The organism is Streptosporangium roseum DSM 43021, assembly GCF_000024865.1.
In the GTDB taxonomy this organism is placed as follows: Bacteria; Actinomycetota; Actinomycetes; order Streptosporangiales; family Streptosporangiaceae; genus Streptosporangium; species Streptosporangium roseum.
Map to the genome: position 1 here is coordinate 4,644,543 of NC_013595.1, position 15,454 is coordinate 4,659,996.

The following is a 15,454-nucleotide window of genomic DNA, read 5'->3' on the forward strand; positions in this document are numbered from 1 at the left end:
CGATCGCTGGCAGCTCGCTGGCCCCGCGGCTCTCTCCCGGCCACCTGCCGACGGCCCACTCAAGCCACCCTCGAGCCGTACGGCCGCCGGCCTGCCCGGAGAGGTCCGCTCCGGGAGCGCCTCAGGTGGAGTGGTCGTGCTGCGGGGGAGAGCTCATCTCGGGTTGGATGAACTCGCGGTTCAGCCGTTCCCGGGCGTAGAGCCGGGTGAGCTTGTGCATCTCGTAGCGGATGCCGTCGATGCCGCCTTCCGACTTGACGTCGAGCAGGTGGCAGCTGACCAGCCGGGTGAGCTGGGCTTCTACGGCGTCGGCGGCGCTGCCGAGCAGGCCGGCGGCTGTCGCGGCGGTGAAATCCTGCGGGGGGAGCAGGCTGAGGAGACGGAGAGCGCTGCGGTCGTGGGGATCGAGCCGGAAGTAGGTGTCGTCGTAGTCGGCCCGTACGTCGAACTCCGCGAACCGCAGCTGGTCGAGGGGGGCCGGACCGGACTCGATCAGCGCCGCCATCTTCTGCAGGGGCCAGGTCCGCGCGGCGGCCAGTCGGGCGCCGACGGACCGCAGCGCCAGCGGCAGGTGCCCGCACAGATCGACGATCTTTTCGGCCTGCTCCCGCTCGGCGGCGACGCGGCCGGCTCCGATGATGCGGCCGAGCAGCTCCACGCCTTCGGTCAGGTTCATGACGCCGAGTTCCACGGTCTGCACGCCGGGCAGGCTCTGCAGCCCCTCGCGGCTGGTGATGATCACTGTGCACTGGGGTGTCGCGGGCAGCAGCGAGGCGACCTGGGAGGCCGCGCACGCGTCGTCGAGGATGACCAGGACCCGCCGGCCGTTGCTCCAGGTGCGGAAGAGGTTGCTGCGTTCCTCCAGGGAGGGGGGGATCTGGTGGTCGGGCACGCCTACGGCGCGCAGGAAGCTGGCGAGGACGTCGGTCTGCGGTGTGGGGGTGGCGGAGGCGCCGCGCAGGTCGGCGAAGAGCTGCCCGTCGGGGTACTGTGCCCGGTTGATGTGGGCGGCGTGCAGCGCCAGAGTCGTCTTCCCCGCTCCGGCCATGCCGCAGATCGAGACCGCGCGGGCTGTGGTGCGGTTGTCCTGGTCGGCGGCGAGTATCCGGCGAATTTGAGCAAGAGGCTCGGTCCGGCCGGTGAAGTCGGATATGTCTGGTGGTAGCTGTGCCGGGACCGTCAGGGTGGCGGCGTACCGCGTGGCGGTGGCCACCGGCGGGGCCGGCCTGGTCCTGGCCGGGTCGGCGGAGTCGGCGCTCAGCAGTGACTGGTGGAGGCGTTGCATGGCGGCGGACGGCTCAAGCCCGAGCTCGTCGATCAGCACCCCGCGCAGTTGCCGGTAGACCTCCAGCGCCTCGTACCGGCGCCCCGAGCGGTTCAGGGCCGTCATGAGGTCGCCGTGGAAACGTTCGTGGAGGGGATAGGTGTAGACGAGCACCTTCAGCTCGCTGATGAGCTCCTGGTAGCGCCCCAGCCGCATGTCCGCCTCGATGTGCATCTCCAGCGCCCGCAGCCTGTTCTCCTCCAGGCGGGTCACGTGGGCGGACAGGATCTCTCCTGCGGTGACGCCGACGAGCGCCTGACCGCGCCACAGGCTCAGGGCCTCGGTCAGCAGTTCGCTGGCGCCCAGCGGGTCGCCCTTCTCCAGCGCGAGGCGACCCTGCCGCGACAGCCGTTCGAAGTCGCAGACGTCGATGGTCTCGTCGGCGACGTCAAGGAGGTATCCGGAGGGCTGGGTGTGCAGGCGGGCCAGCCCGGAAGGGTCCAGCACGTCTTTCCTGAGCTTGTAGATGTAGGTCTGGAGAGTCGTCATGGCGCTGTCGGGCGGATGGCTGCTCCATAGCTCATCGACGAATTCGCTGACTTGCACAATCTGATTCCTGCGCACCAGAAGAAACGTCAGAACCTGACGAACTTTGGGTGCCGTCGGAGTGATATCCCGGCCCTCATGGGTTACGGCTAGCGGGCCGAGAATGCAGAAACCCATTTTGCCCCCTCCGATCACATATGTTCACATATGTTCACAATGAGCACACGCCTAGGATGCTAACCTCGCCCCACTAGAAATACACTCGAAGCCTAGTTGACCCCATTGTGTTTTCCATCCCCGTTTCGCCCCCGTTTCTTGCCTGTTTCGAAATGTCACCCAGTCCCGGCCATTTGCGATCTTCGCCGGGTGTTTGTCGCGGTCCCGAGTCGTTGACCTTGGTGGCCGGCGTGCCGGCCCGGCCCGCTCCGCTCTGGGTAAGGCGGGTTTCCGGGTGGGGGGAGTCCCGGGGGCTCGCGACGTCGGCCGTGCCGTACAGCGTCGGGTCAGGGATCTGTCAGGTGAATATACGCACGGCCCATAGGTGGGTTGCAGCGGTGGTGGATGTGGCTTCCAGGTTGACCCGAGGCCAAGCCTAGTCGCATTCTTCCCCGTTTCAATATGCCGTCTAGAATGCGCCGACTGTCCTGATCCGACTCCGCTCCGCGATAATATCGGGTGCGACAAAATGGCATGCTGAGCGTAAGCTCAAGTTAAGCGGAGTGTGATCGCGAGTTGCTCTCTGCGGTCGTTTCCGATGGGTCTCCTGATGCGCATGGGGAAGATGTCCGTTTCCATGTGATTGTCGATGGGGCATTTGTGCTGGTGGTGGGCGCTTTTGCGGGCTCACGCTTCCCGGGTGGGGAGTCTGTCGCCCTCGGGGTGTCCGGTGGGCCCGGTGCTGTCGTTGGTCCCGGGCGGCTTTACGGTCAGGACGTAGTCGAGCGATTACGGTGTGATATATCCGCTGGAAGACGGGGTGTGCCAACAAATCATCTGCGCTGGATCAAGAACGCAGTAAATGGGGTGATCGTGGCATGTGAAATGTAGCGTAAGCACAAACAGCCGACGAGTTCCACGGGCCTGGCCGATTGAGGCCGCCACTCACGACATCGGTTGGTCTCCGCCATCCGCCGTGTTAATGCCCGGGTGCGTGATACGGCACCGCGCCGGCCGATCCGCCGCCGCCGATCGGGGACGGTCACGATCAACGGTCACCCGCGCGGCCGCGGCCGCGGCCACGGTCGGGGTCGGGGTCGGGGCAGCCGCGGCCGGGAGCGGCGCCCTCCCTCCCGGGCCGGCGCCGTCGCACTCCGCCTCATCCGGGAGGACGCCGGAGAGCTCATCCGGGAGGACGCCGGAGGGCCTCCTGGCGGGCAGTCGCTCGCCGGCGGTGCCGGCGCAGCGGCGGCCCACCGTGCTCACAGGGCACTCCGCGGCCTCGCCCGCGGAGGTGAACGGCGCCGCCCGGCCGGCGCCCCCTCGGAACCGAGATGAACGATCCCGCCCGCCGGAGCCATGGAAGCCGGACCTGCCCGGTCGGCGATCCGGTCGGAGCCATGGAGGCCGGACCTGTCCGGTCCCGCCGGGGAGGGGCAGGGGTCAGACATCCCTGGACGTTAGATGTCAAGCGGCGAGGTCGTGGTTGCGATGTGACCATGCGGTTGCCTGGTCGTAGGTGGTGTGGGTTTTGAGGCAGCCGTGGAGGATGCCCACCAGGCGGTTGCCGACTTGGCGGAGAGCGGCGTTATGGCTGACGTCACGGGCTTTGAGCTGGTCGTAGTAAGCGCGGACCTCAGGATCGTGAAGGAGGGCGCAGGAGGCTTGGAGATGGAGAGCGTCGACGAGCCGGTCGTTGTGGACGAACCGGGCCTGGACAATCTTGGTCTTGCCGAACTGCCGGGTGATCGGCGAGGTTCCGGCGTAGTTCTTGCGGGCCCTCGCGCTCACGTAGCGGCCTTCGGCGTCTCCGAACTCGGCGAGCACCCGGGCGCCGAGGACGACGCCGATGCCCGGCTGACTGAGGATGACCTCAGCGTCCGGGTGCCGGCCAAAATGAGCCTCGACCTCACCCTCAAGCGTCTTGATCTCGCTGTTCAGGACGGTGATGACGGCGGCCAGGGCCTTCACGGTGGAGGCGTAGGCACCTGTGACGAGCGGGGCCTGGCCGAGGTGCTCGCCCCGCAGCACGTCCTGGATCGCCGCGGCTTTGGCGCCGATGTCGCGGCGGCCCTTGAGCGTCGCGCTGATCTGGTTGATCGTCAGCTTGGCCGCCGTCTCGGGGGTGGGGGCCTTGGCCAGCAGCCTCAGCACCGCCTCCGAGGTGAGGCCGAGCGGCTTGTAGGCGGCAAGGGCGGCGGGGAAGTAGTCCCGCAACGCCACCCGAAGGCGCAGCATGTGCCGGGTGCGTTCCCACAGCAACGTCTGATGCGCCCGGGTGACGACCTTGACGGCCTCTGCGATCTCCGAGTCCCCGGCGACCTGGCGCAGCTGGTTGCGGCGGGTGCGGATCATGTCGGCCAGGGCGTGGGCGTCGCCCTTGTCGCTCTTGGCCCCCGAGCTGCCGAGGATCTCCCGGTGCCGGGCGGCCTGCTTGGGATCGACGCCGAACACCCGATAGCCCGCGGCCACCAGCGCCCGCACCCACGGGCCCCGATCGACCTCGATGCAGACGAGCACGTCGGACGGGTCGGCGTCCTCGGCCACGAACCGGCCGACCAGGTCGTGCAGCCGGGTGATCCCGGCCATCCCCTCGGGCAGCCGGACCCGCTTGACCACCTTGCCGTCCTCGTCTTGGACCTCGACATCGTGATGGTCTTCAGCCCAGTCATCACCGACGAACAGCAACCCGACCTCCACGACGATCGACAACAGCGGTCAGCAGCCTGCAGGGGCCGGCCCGCGAACTAATGGATCAGTGCTCACCCCAGATCCTCGGGGGGCACGACATCCCATCAGCGATCAAGACCCCTGACCACCGGTGAGGGCACGATCTGACCCCAGGACTCCAAGGTCCGGCCGACGAGGGTGCTCACTCACCAGCGGCTACAGGTACCGAGTCTGCCCGAACAGCCGACCCGGTAGCTCCCATTAGCCGGGGAGGGGAAGGAGGAGGGGCAGGGGGGCAGGGGAACTCTGCGGCGCGATGGCCGGATGCCGGCCCCCTGATCGATCAGCGCCCGCCGGCGGTGTGGACGACCTCACCGTTGATGTTGCCGTTCGCCTCGGAGCAGAGGAAAACGATCACGCGCGCGACCTCCTCCGCGGTGCTCAGGCGCCCGCTCGGAGTTTCCCGCGCCGCCTGCTCCAGCAGCTCCGGGGCCACCGCCTCAAGACTCTCCGTCAGCGTGCCCCCGGGCGCGACCACGTTCGCGAGCACGCCGTCCCGGGTCCACATCAGCGCCCGCGCGAACCCGTGCAGCGACGCCTTGGCCGCGCTGTAGAGCTCCGAGCCCGGATTCCCGTGGGTCGCGGTGACCGAGGACAGCAGCACGATCCGCCCCCAGCCGCGTTCGCGCATCCCGCCCAGGGCCTGGCGGACGGTCCACATGTGGCCTTCGACGTTCTCGCGGAACCGGGCGAGCCAGTAGTCCATGGGGAAGTCCTGGTACGGAGGCAGGTCCTCGGGATTGACCCACACCCACGTCTGGGCGTTGGCCACGACGACGTCGACCCCGCCCCAGCGGCTCTCGACCGCGCCCACCGCCTCCCTGATGGAGGCCGGATCGGCGAGGTCGCACCGGAGGGCGCACGCCCGATCCTCGCCGCCGAGCTCCTCGACCACGCGCTTGGCCACTGCGTCGGAGGTGTGGTAGGTGATGGCGACCCGGGCCCGCTCCTCGGCGAACACGCGCGCGGTCGCGAGGCCGATGCCGCGGGTGGCGCCGGTGATCAGTACCCGCTTGTCTTCCAGGCCAAGGTCCATCGCGTATTCCTCCGGCTTCGCTGTTCGGCTGTGTCTGCTGCCCGGCATCGAGGACATGCCGTTCATCACTCTCCGCCGACGGGCTCGAGACAGGCTGGAGCGCGCCTGCGGGGTACGCCGGGGCCGGAACTCCAGGAGGCGTCAAGCAGGGGCCGGTACCGTCCCCACCGGAGTCCGCGCCGTGACGGAGGAAGGCCCATGCTGCAGGAAGAACTCATGGAGATCAGGGACCCGCTGCTGCGGAAGGTGCAGGACCATCCCTTCTGGTCCGGCCTCCGGGACGGCTCGCTACCGGGGGAGGCGCTCGCCCGCTTCGTCCAGCAGGACACCGGGTTCCTGCTGCCCGCCTACGCCCGCGCCCTGGCCCGGTGCGCGGCGGCCGCCCCGGACGACGCGGACACGCTCCTGCTCGGGCAGTCGGTCGTCGGCACGCTGACGGCCCGGGACCGGCTGCGCCGGGCCTACACCACCTTGGCGGGCGAGCTCGGCCTGCCGGAACTCCAGGCGGGGCTTCCGGCGGATCCGGCCACCCAGGCGCACGCGTCGTTCTTCGCGGCCGCCAGCGCGCGGTCCTTCTACGCGGGCGTCGGCGCGCTGCTCCCCATGGTGTGGTTCAACGCCGAGGTGTCCGACAACCTGAGGCGCGACGCGGCGCCCGGCTCTCGCTACCTGCCGTGGATCGAGGTCTACCACCCGGGCGACTCCTACGGGTACGCGGTGCGGGCGTTCCTCGACATGGTCGACCGGGCCGGTGAGAGCTGCTCCGCCCGGGAGCGTCAGCTGATCGTCGAGCAGTTCTCCATCAGCGTCCGTTACGAATGGGCATTCGCCGAATGCTGCATACGACAGCCCTCATGGCCGGTGTGACACGTGGGTCCTGGACACGAGCAGCCGACGAGAAAGGCCACCAGCGAGATGAACACCAGAAGTCCGATCCCCTACCCCTTCCAGTGGACACCGCCGATGGAGGTCCCCGACGGGCTGCGCGGGCTGCGAGAGAAGGCCCTCGTCGAGGTCAGGCTGCCCAGCGGCGACACGGCGGTGATGGTGACCCGCTACAAGGACGTCAGGAGGCTGTTCGCGGACGAACGGCTGAGCAAGAACATAGCCAGGCCGGGTGTCGCGAGGATCTCCGCCGACAACGAGCTGTTCGTCGACCCCGAGATCGACGCCGACCCGCCGGACCACACGCGGATGCGCGGCCTGGTGACCAAGGCGTTCACCGCGCGCCGGATAGAGCTGCTGCGCCCGTTCGCGCAGGCGATCACCGATGACCTGATGGAGAAGATGGCGGAGGGGCGGGGGCCGGTCGATCTGAACGAGGCGCTCGCCTTCCCGCTGCCGATCCTGGTGATCTGCAAGCTGCTCGGCATCCCGCCCGAGGACAGGAACAAGTTCCGCAGGCTGGTGGACGGATTCCTCTCGGTGACCAAGCTGCCGCCGGAGGAGGTCGAGGAATGCCGCAAGGGCCTGTGGGACTATCTCGTCGAGCTGATCGCGGCCAAGCGGGCGGATCCGGAGGACGACCTGATCGGCGCCCTGATCAAGGCCCGGGACGAGGACGACAACCGGCTCTCCGAGCACGAGCTGCATTTCTGGACGCAGAGCCTGCTCATCGCCGGCTACGTCACCACGGCGAGCCAGATCGGCACCGGGACCGCCGTGCTGCTGCACCGGCGGGATCTGGTCGAGGAGATCCGGGCCGACTACTCGCTGGTGCCGTCGGCGGTGGAGGAACTGCTGCGGACGCAGATCATGGGGTCCTCGATCGGCACCCTGCGCTACGCGCTGACGGACATCGAGCTGTCCGACGGCACGACGATCAAGAGCGGGTCCAGCGTCCTGCTGTCGGAAGAGTCGGCCAACATGGACGAGAGCGTCTTCACCGACCCCTTCACGCTGGACATCCGGCGTAAGGAGAACCACCACATGACCTTCGGCGCCGGCATCCACTACTGCGTGGGGGCGGCGCTGGCCCGGATGGAGCTCCAGGTCGCGACCGAGAGCCTGCTGCGCCGGTTCCCCGGCATCCGCCTCGCGGTCCCCGCCGACGATATGCCCCGGGGCCTCGGCGGATTCATGGAGGGCTTCAGCGAGATCCCGGTCACCTGGTGAGCGGGTGATCCGAGCCGGCGCAGGTCCCTCCGGAACGCGGCCGGCCTGCTACCCCATGGAGGTGGACGGATGACGTACGGCGACGCGGCGGCCGAGCGGCGCACCGCTCTTGTCACCGGAGCCAACCGCGGCATCGGCCGCGCGGTCGCCGCCGAGCTGTACGGCCGGGGCCTGCGGGTGGTGGTGACCGCGCGGAACGCCGACGAGGCCCGCGCAGCGGCCGCCGGGATCGGTCCCGGCGCGCGCTCGCACGAGCTGGACATCACGGATCCGGACGGCGCCGCCCGGTTGAGCAAGGAGACGGGCCCGGTCGACGTGCTGGTGTGCAACGCCGGCGTGCTGCTGGACGCGGGCACCGATCCGCTGTCGGCGCCGCTCGAACTCGTCGAGCAGACGTTGCGGGTGAATCTGCTCGGGTCGTGGCGGGTGGCGCAGGCGTTCGTGCCGCCCATGGTCGGCCGGGGGTGGGGCCGCGTGGTGCTGGTCTCCAGCGGCACCACCGCCGAGTTCGGCGGCGCCCTGTTCACCGGCGCGCCTGGCTACTCGATCTCGAAGAGCGCGCTGAACGGGCTCACGACGATGCTGGCCGCCCAGACCGCGGGGTCGGGAGTGCTGGTGAACGCGGTGAACCCGGGACGGGTGCGCACCAGGATGATGCCGACCCAGCAGACCACTCCCGAAGAGGCGGCCCGGTTCATCGCCGACGTGGCGACCCTTCCAGCCGACGGGCCGACCGGGCAGTTCCTCACCGAGAGACGCGGCCAGGGCTGAGGCCCGCGTCCCAAGAACAGGAGACGGCATGGAATTCGACCTTTCCGGTAAGAAGGCCGTGGTCACCGGGGCCGGCGCCGGGATCGGGCTGGCAGTCGTACAGGCACTCGCCTCGGCGGGCGCGGACGTGTTCGGCGGAGCACGCACCATCACCCCGGAGCTGCTCGCCGCCACCCCGCACGTGTTCGAGGTCGACCTCGTCACCCCGAAAGGGCCGCAGCTGCTGGTGGACCGGGCGCTCGCCGAGTTCGGCGGCGTCGACATACTCGTCAACAACGTCGGTGGCGGCGTGAAGCTGGCGTCCGGCTTCCTCGACATCGATGACGACGTCTGGCAGCACGCGTTCGAGCTCAACGTCTTCACCACGATACGGGCGACCCGCGCGGCGCTGCCCAGCCTGATCGAACGCAACGGCGCGATCGTCAACATCGGGTCGATGAACGCGAGCATGGTGGATCCCCGCCTCGCCCACTACTCCGCGGCCAAGGCCGCGCTCGCCAACATCGGCAAGGCGCTCTCCGCGGAGTTCAGCTCGCTGGGCGTCCGCGTCAACACCATCTCTCCCGGGCCGGTACGGACCAGGCTCTGGACGAATCCGGAGATCGCGCGGAGAGCCGGGCTGTCACCGGAGGAGTTTCTCGCGTCGGTCCCCAAGATGGCCGGGCTGTCCACCGGCAAGATAATCGAACCCGACGAGGTGGCGGCGCTGGTGGTGCTGCTGGCGTCCGGCAAGGTGCGGAGCATAACGGGTTCGGACTACACGATCGACGCCGGCATGGCCCCTCCGGCGCACTACAACCGCCCGGCGTGAACGGTCCCGCCGCGCGCCGGTGACATCCTGCGAGCGGTGTGAACGCCGCGGCCGGGGGCGGGTGTCCAGCCCGCCCCCGGCCGCGGCGGTCGTCGTCCGCGGGTCAGCCCGCCGTGCCGAGGAGCCGGTGGAGCGTGTCGGTGAGCAGCGCCGCGGGGTCTCCGCCCGGGGCGGCGCTCCGCCAGGCCACGTAGCCGTCGGGGCGGACGAGCACCGCGCCGTCACGGCCGAGGTCGTAACGGGACTGCCAGTTGCCGTCGAGGTCGATCAGCTCGGCGCCGGCCGAGGCCGAGCCGACGCGGTAGGCCCGCAGCGGGATGGAGGTCCGGCCGGCGACCTCGCGCACCGCGTCCGTCCACGCGGTGCCGGCGGATCCGGTGAGCAGGACGAAGGCATCGTGGAAGAGGTCGTGCACGGCGATCGGGCCGCCGTCCAGGCCGAGCCGGAGATGCGGAGCGCGCGTGCCGGGGACGGCCCGCTGTTCCAGCTTGTCGCCGTAGACCGTGTCGTGCCCGGCGCCGGCGACCGCCGAGGACCGGTACCGCTGGCCGAGGGTGCACAGCACGTCGTCCACGTCGTCCCCGTCCGGGTCGCCGCCGAACCGGGCCTGCTGGCGCCGTACGGTGATGTCCGCCAGGGCCTCCGCGACCGGACGGCGCTCGGCTCCGTAGGTGTCGAGCAGGCTGTCAGCCGCCCAGCCGTTGATCGCGGCGGCGAGCTTCCAGGCCAGGTTGTGGGCGTCCTGCACGGCGGCGTTCGCCCCCATCGCGCCGGCCGGCGGCCACACGTGCGCGCTGTCCCCGGCGAGGAAGACCCGGCCGCTGCGGAACCGGTCGGCGACCCCGACCGCCTCCTCCCAGCTCGCGATGTCCAGGATCCTGACGGCGACGTCCCGGCCGATGACCGCCCTCGCCACCTCGGCGCACCGCTCGGGCGTGAAGCCGGCCGCCGACTCCTTCCCGGGGTCGTAGGTGACACTGATCGCCCACTGGTCCGGGACCGCCGTGGTGAGGAACGAGCCGAGGCCGATCTCGGGGTTGACGACGATCCAGAACAGGGCCCTCTTCCTCACGATCTCCGACAGGTCGGCCTCGACGACGAAGGTCACCCAGTGCTGGGTGACACCCGGCCCGGAGCGGGCGACACCCAGCCGCCGCCCGATGGTGCCGCGGAAGCCGTCGGCCGCGATGAGGTAGTCCGACCGCACGGTGCGCCGTCGCCCGGTGGCGCGGTCCTCGGTCACCGCCGTGACGCCGTCGGCGTCCGCCTCGACCGAGACGCACTGCGTGCCGAACCGGATGTCGGCGCCTTCGCCGCGCGCGGCGTCGATCAGGATGGGCTCCACGCTGCGCTGGTCGGCCATGCCGAACTCGCAGGCGGTCAGCTCGGGCAGTGCACCGCGCGTGTCCTCCTCCAGGATCCAGTCCCATTCGCCCGCGAGGCTCTCGCAGCGGACCACGCCCGCCTCCTCGTCAAAGGGCCGGCCGACCTCCCTGATGCGCGCCTCTATGCCGAGCGGGCGGTAGATCTCCATGGTCCGCTGGTTGATCCCGCGCGCGCGGCCCTGGATGGACACGGCCGGATGGCGGTCCACCAGCACCGAGCGCACACCGTGGTGCGACAGGAACAGTGAGGATGCCAGGCCCGCGTATCCGCCGCCGACGATGAGGACCGGCGTGGTCTCGTCATGCGCCGTCATTTCGCCCTCCCTTTTCCGGTGCTTTTCCAGCGCGCCAACCGGTTACTCGGCATATTCGACCTCCAGCCTTCCTCCTGTGAGGTTTTCACGGCCGGCTCGAACATCGCTGGGGCGGTTGGACGACGCCCGCGGCCGACCGCCGTTCGAGCCGCGTCCGAGCTCGGCCGCGCATTCTCGGCACATCAACGGATGCCGAGGGAGAATGCGATGCCGTTCGTAGCGATCACTTATGACATAAAAGGCGGGAATGAGGACAGGGTCGCCGAGGTCTTCAGTAATTTCCAGCGGCCGAGATCCGCTGTGGTCCCCGGCGCCGACGGCGGGCAGGCCGGCCGGATCCTGGCCACCGCGGTGTTCATCAGGGACAGCCTGCTGGTGCGGTTCATCGAGTTCGAAGGCGACCTGGACGCGGTGGCGCGGCACATGGCCGCCCAGCCGGGCGTTCAGGAGGTGGAGCGCAAGCTCAGGCCGTACCTCAACTCGCCGCGCGACACCACCACGGTCGAGGGGTTCGTCCGGACGTTCAAGAGCAGCATGCTGCGCTGCGTCACCCAGCTGTCCGTGCCCCGGCAGCTCGCCTAGGCCGGCGGTTCGAGGACGGCTCCAGCCGGTCTCGAGGGGGAGAGCCGTGGCGGGCGCGCCGGGGGATCCGCGACGCGCCCGCCACAGCCGGCTTCCGCCGTGGCAGGGCCGGGCGGACCGCCGACGGCCGCCGGGGGAGGAGGCGGGGCCGCCGGCCGGGGGCGTCTCGGAGGCGGATCAGCTCCGCCGGAAGCAGGCCACGGCCAGGGCGGAGAACACGATCATGATGCCGGCGGCCCATATCAGGGAGTGCGTGACGTAGTACGCGGCGCTGTGGCCGAGGAAGTCCCGGGAGCGGTCGCCGAGGGTGAGCGCCCGTACGGCGTTGGCCATCCACGTGACCGGCTGGTTGTCGGCGAACGCGCGCAGCCAGCCCGGCATGGTCTCGACCGGCACGTACGCGCTCGACCCGAAGGTCAGCGGGAAGACGAGCATCGCCATGCCCTGCGCGGCCTGGCCGTTCCCGGCGACCAGTCCGAGGGTGATGAAGACCCAGCTGAAGGCGAGCCCGAACACCAGGCACAGCCCGAACGCCGCCAGCCCCTGCGGGATCGAGCCGTGCAGGCGGAAGCCGATGGCGAAACCGACCAGCGTCGCGACCGCCAGGCTCCAGGTGAGCACCACGCTGTCGGCGAGCACGCGTCCGGTCAGCACGGCCGCGGACGGGAACGGCAGCGAGCGCAGGCGGTCGACGAACCCCCTCTGGAGGTCCTCGGCCATCACGACAGCGGTGCCGATGAGGGTGAAGGGCACTCCGGCGGCGATGAAGCCGGGAACGGCGAAGTCGACGTAGGGCAGGCCCCGGCTGGTCCCGAACGCGCCGCCGAAGACGTAGCGGAAGGTCACCAGGAAGCCCACGAGCTGCACGGTGCCGACGATGACGAGCTGGGGCGTCCGCAGGAAGGTCAGCACGGCCCGCCTGGCGACGAGGAACGTGCCGGTCACCAGGCCGGCCCTGCGCCGGCCGGCAGCCGTGACGGAGGTCATGGCCGTCTCCTCTCCCGATCTCACCGCATCGCCTCACCGCGTGCGCCGAGCGTCCCGTCCACCGCGTCCTGGCCGGTCAGCGCGAGGAAGACCTCTTCGAGGCCGGGCTGGCGCACGCTGACGCCGGAGAGCTCCACCCCCGTGTCCTCGACGGCCCGCAGGCCGGCGAGCAGCCCCCCGACGGCGTCCCCGTCGCCCGCGCCCACGCTGACGCGGCGGGTCGCCTCGTCGACCTGGGGCGCGGCGTGACCGGGGTGGGCCAGGGCGGCGGCGACCGCCGCCAGGTCCGCGCGGTCGCGCACGTGCACCTCCAGCACGTTGCCGCCGACACGCCGCTTCAGCTCGGCGGGGGGCCCGGAGGCCACCGCCCGCCCGTGGTCGATGATCACGATGTGGCCGGCCAGGCGTTCCGCCTCGTCCAGGTACTGGGTGGTGAGCAGCACGTCGGTGCCTTGTTCGACGAGACCGTCGATCGCGTCCCACAGCTCGATGCGGGAGCGCGGGTCCAGGCCGGTCGTCGGCTCGTCCAGCAGCAGCAGGCGGGGCGTGCTCACCAGGCTGGCTCCCAGGTCCAGCTTGCGCCGCATCCCGCCCGAATAGGTCCGCGCGAGCCGGTCGGCGTCACCCGCGAGGCCGAAACGCTCAAGGACGCGTGCGGCGCTGGTACGGGCCGTACGGGCCGGCTGGCCGTAGAGCCGCGCCACCATCTCCAGGTTCTCCCGTCCGGTCATGGCCGGCTCCACCGAGGCGTACTGGCCCGCGAGCCCGATCGCGCGGCGGACCTCCTCCGGCTCGCGCCGCACATCGAAGCCCGCCACCCGCAGCGTGCCGCCGTCGAGGCGCAGCAGGGTCGCCACCGCCCGGACGAATGTCGTCTTCCCGGCGCCGTTGGGGCCCAGGACCGCCACGACCTGTCCCGGTTCGACCGCGAGATCAAGCCCGTCCAGAGCCGTTTTCCTGCCAAAACGCTTGACCAGTCCCCGCGCCTCGATCGTGAGCTCCGCCATTGCATCACCTCGAACTTCGCCTCAGCGTAAAACGTCATTCTGTTTATGGCCCACCGGCCCGTCAAGCAATATCCGGAACGGCATTCAGGCCGGGCATTCTTTTTATTCCGTCCAATTCACCCGGGGCCGCCCTCCCGCCGACGCGCCGGAAATCGACGCCATTTCCCGGCCCGTACGGCGGGCCGGCGCCCGTCCCGCGGGAGTTCCCCGCGACTTTCCGGGGGAGGCCCCCGGTCCGCCGTCCGTGACGAGGAGGACGAGGAGATGGTGACCGCCCGGCCTTGAGCGGCGGTGGAGGCGTCGACAAGCGGCAGGTGCTGCCATGGGCGGATGCGCATACTCTTCACTGCCTGGGCATGGCCGTCACACCTGTACGCGATGGTTCCGGTCGCGTGGGCGTGCCGGGCCGCCGGCCACGAGGTGCTGGTGGCAAGCCAGCCGGAGCTCACCGATGCGATCTCACGCACCGGCCTGCCCGGCGCGTCGGTCGGCCGCGACGTGGACGCGGTGGCGACCTTCCGGGACATCGCGCTGCCGCCGCCGGGGCGGCAGCCGGGCGCAGGCGGCCCGCGTGTCCTCGGCCTGCTGACCGCGCTGGCGGAGGCCATGGTCGACGACCTCGTCGAACTCGGCAGGAGCTGGCGCGCCGACCTCATCGTGTTCGAGCCCACGGCCTTCGCCGGGCCGCTGGCGGCCGCCGCGCTGGGCATCCCGGCCGTGCGGCACCTGTACGGCACCGACCTCATGAGCGTCGTCGGACGGTTCCTCCCGGACGCGCTCGGCCCGCTGTCCGGGAAGCTGGGCCTGGACACCGTCGACCCGTTCGGCGTGGCGACCGTGGACCCGTGCCCCGCCGGGCTTCAGGTGCCCCTCGGCTCCCGGCGGCTGCCGGTGCGCTACGTCCCGTACAACGGCCCGGGCATGCTGCCGCCGGAGCTACCGGCGCCGTCCGGCCGCCCGCGCGTGTGCGTCACCTGGGGCACCACGCTGAGCCGCGTGGACCCCGGGCTCTTCCTCGCAGGCCAGGCCGTACGGGCGATCAGCGCGCTTGAGGTGGACGTGGTGGTGGCCGTCACGCCCGGCCAGCGGGCACTGCTCGGCCCGCTGCCGCCCGAGGTGCGCGTCGCCGAATCCGCGCCGCTGCATCTGCTGCTCCCCACCTGCGACGCCGTGGTCGCCCACGGCGGCGCGGGCACGCTGCTGACCGCCGTGGCACACGGCCTGCCGCAGCTCCTCCTCCCGCGCCTGCCCGACCACGTGCGCCACGCGGGCCGGCTCGCCGAGGCGGGGGCCGGCACCGTGCTCGCGGCGCCGGTGGAGGACCCGGCGGCGATCGGCGACCGGCTGGCCGAGCTGCTGGCCACGCCCGCCTACCGGGCCGCCGCGGAGGAGCTGCGGCAGGAGATGCGCGGCCAGCCGTCGCCGGCGCGGGTCGTGCGCGAGCTCGAACTCCTCGCGACGGGTGCCGCCCGGCCGTGACCGGCACCGGCCGCTGTCGAGCCGTTCACGAGCCACTCTCGATCTTCCGGTGCGAGCCTCTGAACGAGACCGGCCGGGTTGACCTCCTCCCCTCTTCGAGGGGAGGGGATTCCCACGGACGCCCGTGAGACTTCCTGCTTCACCGCCGGTCGCCCGCCAGGAGGGAGTCTCCGTTGAGGTCTTACACCGGCTCCACAGGCGTTTCACCTCTCCGCCGGCCCGGCGGCGAGGGTATCGCCGATCACGCGAGCAGCGGCTTGGCCATCGCCGC

12 protein-coding genes are annotated in these 15,454 nt (G+C 70.7%); 6 read left to right on the forward strand and 6 right to left on the reverse strand.

The features are described 5' to 3' along the window. Nucleotides 1-121 precede the first annotated feature (121 nt). The 3 genes from SROS_RS20265 to SROS_RS20275 form a co-directional block, all read right to left on the reverse strand. Entirely contained in the window at nucleotides 122-1,987 is a 1,866-nt protein-coding gene (locus tag SROS_RS20265) for an AfsR/SARP family transcriptional regulator (protein WP_012890820.1), read from the reverse strand. Between the two features lie 1,446 nt (nucleotides 1,988-3,433). Further along, nucleotides 3,434-4,654, reverse strand: coding sequence for an IS110 family RNA-guided transposase (locus SROS_RS20270; protein ID WP_012890821.1), 1,221 nt, complete (start codon nucleotides 4,652-4,654; stop codon nucleotides 3,434-3,436). A gap of 325 nt (nucleotides 4,655-4,979) precedes the next feature. After that, complete coding sequence (locus SROS_RS20275) at nucleotides 4,980-5,732, reverse strand: SDR family NAD(P)-dependent oxidoreductase (RefSeq protein WP_012890822.1); 753 nt, start codon at nucleotides 5,730-5,732, stop codon at nucleotides 4,980-4,982. A 198-nt stretch (nucleotides 5,733-5,930) separates the two neighbouring features. Here SROS_RS20275 and SROS_RS20280 point away from each other — a divergent pair, with 198 nt between their 5' ends. The 4 genes from SROS_RS20280 (at nucleotide 5,931) to SROS_RS20295 (ending at nucleotide 9,429) form a co-directional block, all read left to right on the forward strand. Beyond that, nucleotides 5,931-6,599: a TenA family protein gene (locus SROS_RS20280; protein ID WP_012890823.1), complete on the forward strand. Its 669-nt coding sequence runs from the start codon at nucleotides 5,931-5,933 to the stop codon at nucleotides 6,597-6,599. A 48-nt stretch (nucleotides 6,600-6,647) separates the two neighbouring features. Further along, nucleotides 6,648-7,847, forward strand: a complete 1,200-nt coding sequence (locus SROS_RS20285) for a cytochrome P450 (protein ID WP_012890824.1) — start codon at nucleotides 6,648-6,650, stop codon at nucleotides 7,845-7,847. Nucleotides 7,848-7,916: 69 nt separating this feature from the next. Then, a complete protein-coding gene (locus tag SROS_RS20290; RefSeq protein ID WP_012890825.1) occupies nucleotides 7,917-8,618 on the forward strand; it encodes an SDR family oxidoreductase in 702 nt (233 codons plus the stop codon). A 28-nt stretch (nucleotides 8,619-8,646) separates the two neighbouring features. Then, entirely contained in the window at nucleotides 8,647-9,429 is a 783-nt protein-coding gene (locus tag SROS_RS20295) for an SDR family NAD(P)-dependent oxidoreductase (protein WP_012890826.1), read from the forward strand. A gap of 103 nt (nucleotides 9,430-9,532) precedes the next feature. On the opposite strand, the gene SROS_RS20300 is transcribed toward SROS_RS20295, so the two are convergent. Next, complete coding sequence (locus SROS_RS20300) at nucleotides 9,533-11,128, reverse strand: FAD-dependent monooxygenase (RefSeq protein WP_012890827.1); 1,596 nt, start codon at nucleotides 11,126-11,128, stop codon at nucleotides 9,533-9,535. Between the two features lie 207 nt (nucleotides 11,129-11,335). Here SROS_RS20300 and SROS_RS20305 point away from each other — a divergent pair, with 207 nt between their 5' ends. After that, nucleotides 11,336-11,710, forward strand: coding sequence for a SchA/CurD-like domain-containing protein (locus tag SROS_RS20305; RefSeq protein WP_012890828.1), 375 nt, complete (start codon nucleotides 11,336-11,338; stop codon nucleotides 11,708-11,710). A 177-nt stretch (nucleotides 11,711-11,887) separates the two neighbouring features. On the opposite strand, the gene SROS_RS20310 is transcribed toward SROS_RS20305, so the two are convergent. Both SROS_RS20310 and SROS_RS20315 read right to left on the reverse strand, forming a co-directional pair. Further along, nucleotides 11,888-12,697: an ABC transporter permease gene (locus tag SROS_RS20310; protein WP_012890829.1), complete on the reverse strand. Its 810-nt coding sequence runs from the start codon at nucleotides 12,695-12,697 to the stop codon at nucleotides 11,888-11,890. Nucleotides 12,698-12,717: 20 nt separating this feature from the next. Beyond that, nucleotides 12,718-13,704: a daunorubicin resistance protein DrrA family ABC transporter ATP-binding protein gene (locus SROS_RS20315; RefSeq protein ID WP_012890830.1), complete on the reverse strand. Its 987-nt coding sequence runs from the start codon at nucleotides 13,702-13,704 to the stop codon at nucleotides 12,718-12,720. 330 nt (nucleotides 13,705-14,034) lie between these two features. On the opposite strand from SROS_RS20315, the gene SROS_RS20320 reads away from it, so the two are divergent. Beyond that, nucleotides 14,035-15,183 carry a nucleotide disphospho-sugar-binding domain-containing protein gene (locus SROS_RS20320; protein WP_012890831.1) on the forward strand — a complete coding sequence of 383 codons (1,149 nt, stop codon included), beginning with the start codon at nucleotides 14,035-14,037 and terminating at the stop codon, nucleotides 15,181-15,183. Nucleotides 15,184-15,454 lie beyond the last annotated feature (271 nt).

Bases quoted from the DNA above. Each gene is read 5' to 3' on its own strand.
- SROS_RS20275 (WP_012890822.1), bottom strand. From the start codon at position 5,732: ATGGACCTTGGCCTGGAAGACAAGCGGGTACTGATCACCGGCGCCACC.
- SROS_RS20295 (WP_012890826.1), top strand. From the start codon at position 8,647: ATGGAATTCGACCTTTCCGGTAAGAAGGCCGTGGTCACCGGGGCCGGC.
- SROS_RS20265 (WP_012890820.1), bottom strand. From the start codon at position 1,987: ATGGGTTTCTGCATTCTCGGCCCGCTAGCCGTAACCCATGAGGGCCGG.
- SROS_RS20280 (WP_012890823.1), top strand. From the start codon at position 5,931: ATGCTGCAGGAAGAACTCATGGAGATCAGGGACCCGCTGCTGCGGAAG.
- SROS_RS20315 (WP_012890830.1), bottom strand. From the start codon at position 13,704: ATGGCGGAGCTCACGATCGAGGCGCGGGGACTGGTCAAGCGTTTTGGC.
- SROS_RS20310 (WP_012890829.1), bottom strand. From the start codon at position 12,697: ATGACCTCCGTCACGGCTGCCGGCCGGCGCAGGGCCGGCCTGGTGACC.
- SROS_RS20320 (WP_012890831.1), top strand. From the start codon at position 14,035: ATGCGCATACTCTTCACTGCCTGGGCATGGCCGTCACACCTGTACGCG.
- SROS_RS20305 (WP_012890828.1), top strand. From the start codon at position 11,336: ATGCCGTTCGTAGCGATCACTTATGACATAAAAGGCGGGAATGAGGAC.
- SROS_RS20290 (WP_012890825.1), top strand. From the start codon at position 7,917: ATGACGTACGGCGACGCGGCGGCCGAGCGGCGCACCGCTCTTGTCACC.
- SROS_RS20285 (WP_012890824.1), top strand. From the start codon at position 6,648: ATGAACACCAGAAGTCCGATCCCCTACCCCTTCCAGTGGACACCGCCG.
- SROS_RS20300 (WP_012890827.1), bottom strand. From the start codon at position 11,128: ATGACGGCGCATGACGAGACCACGCCGGTCCTCATCGTCGGCGGCGGA.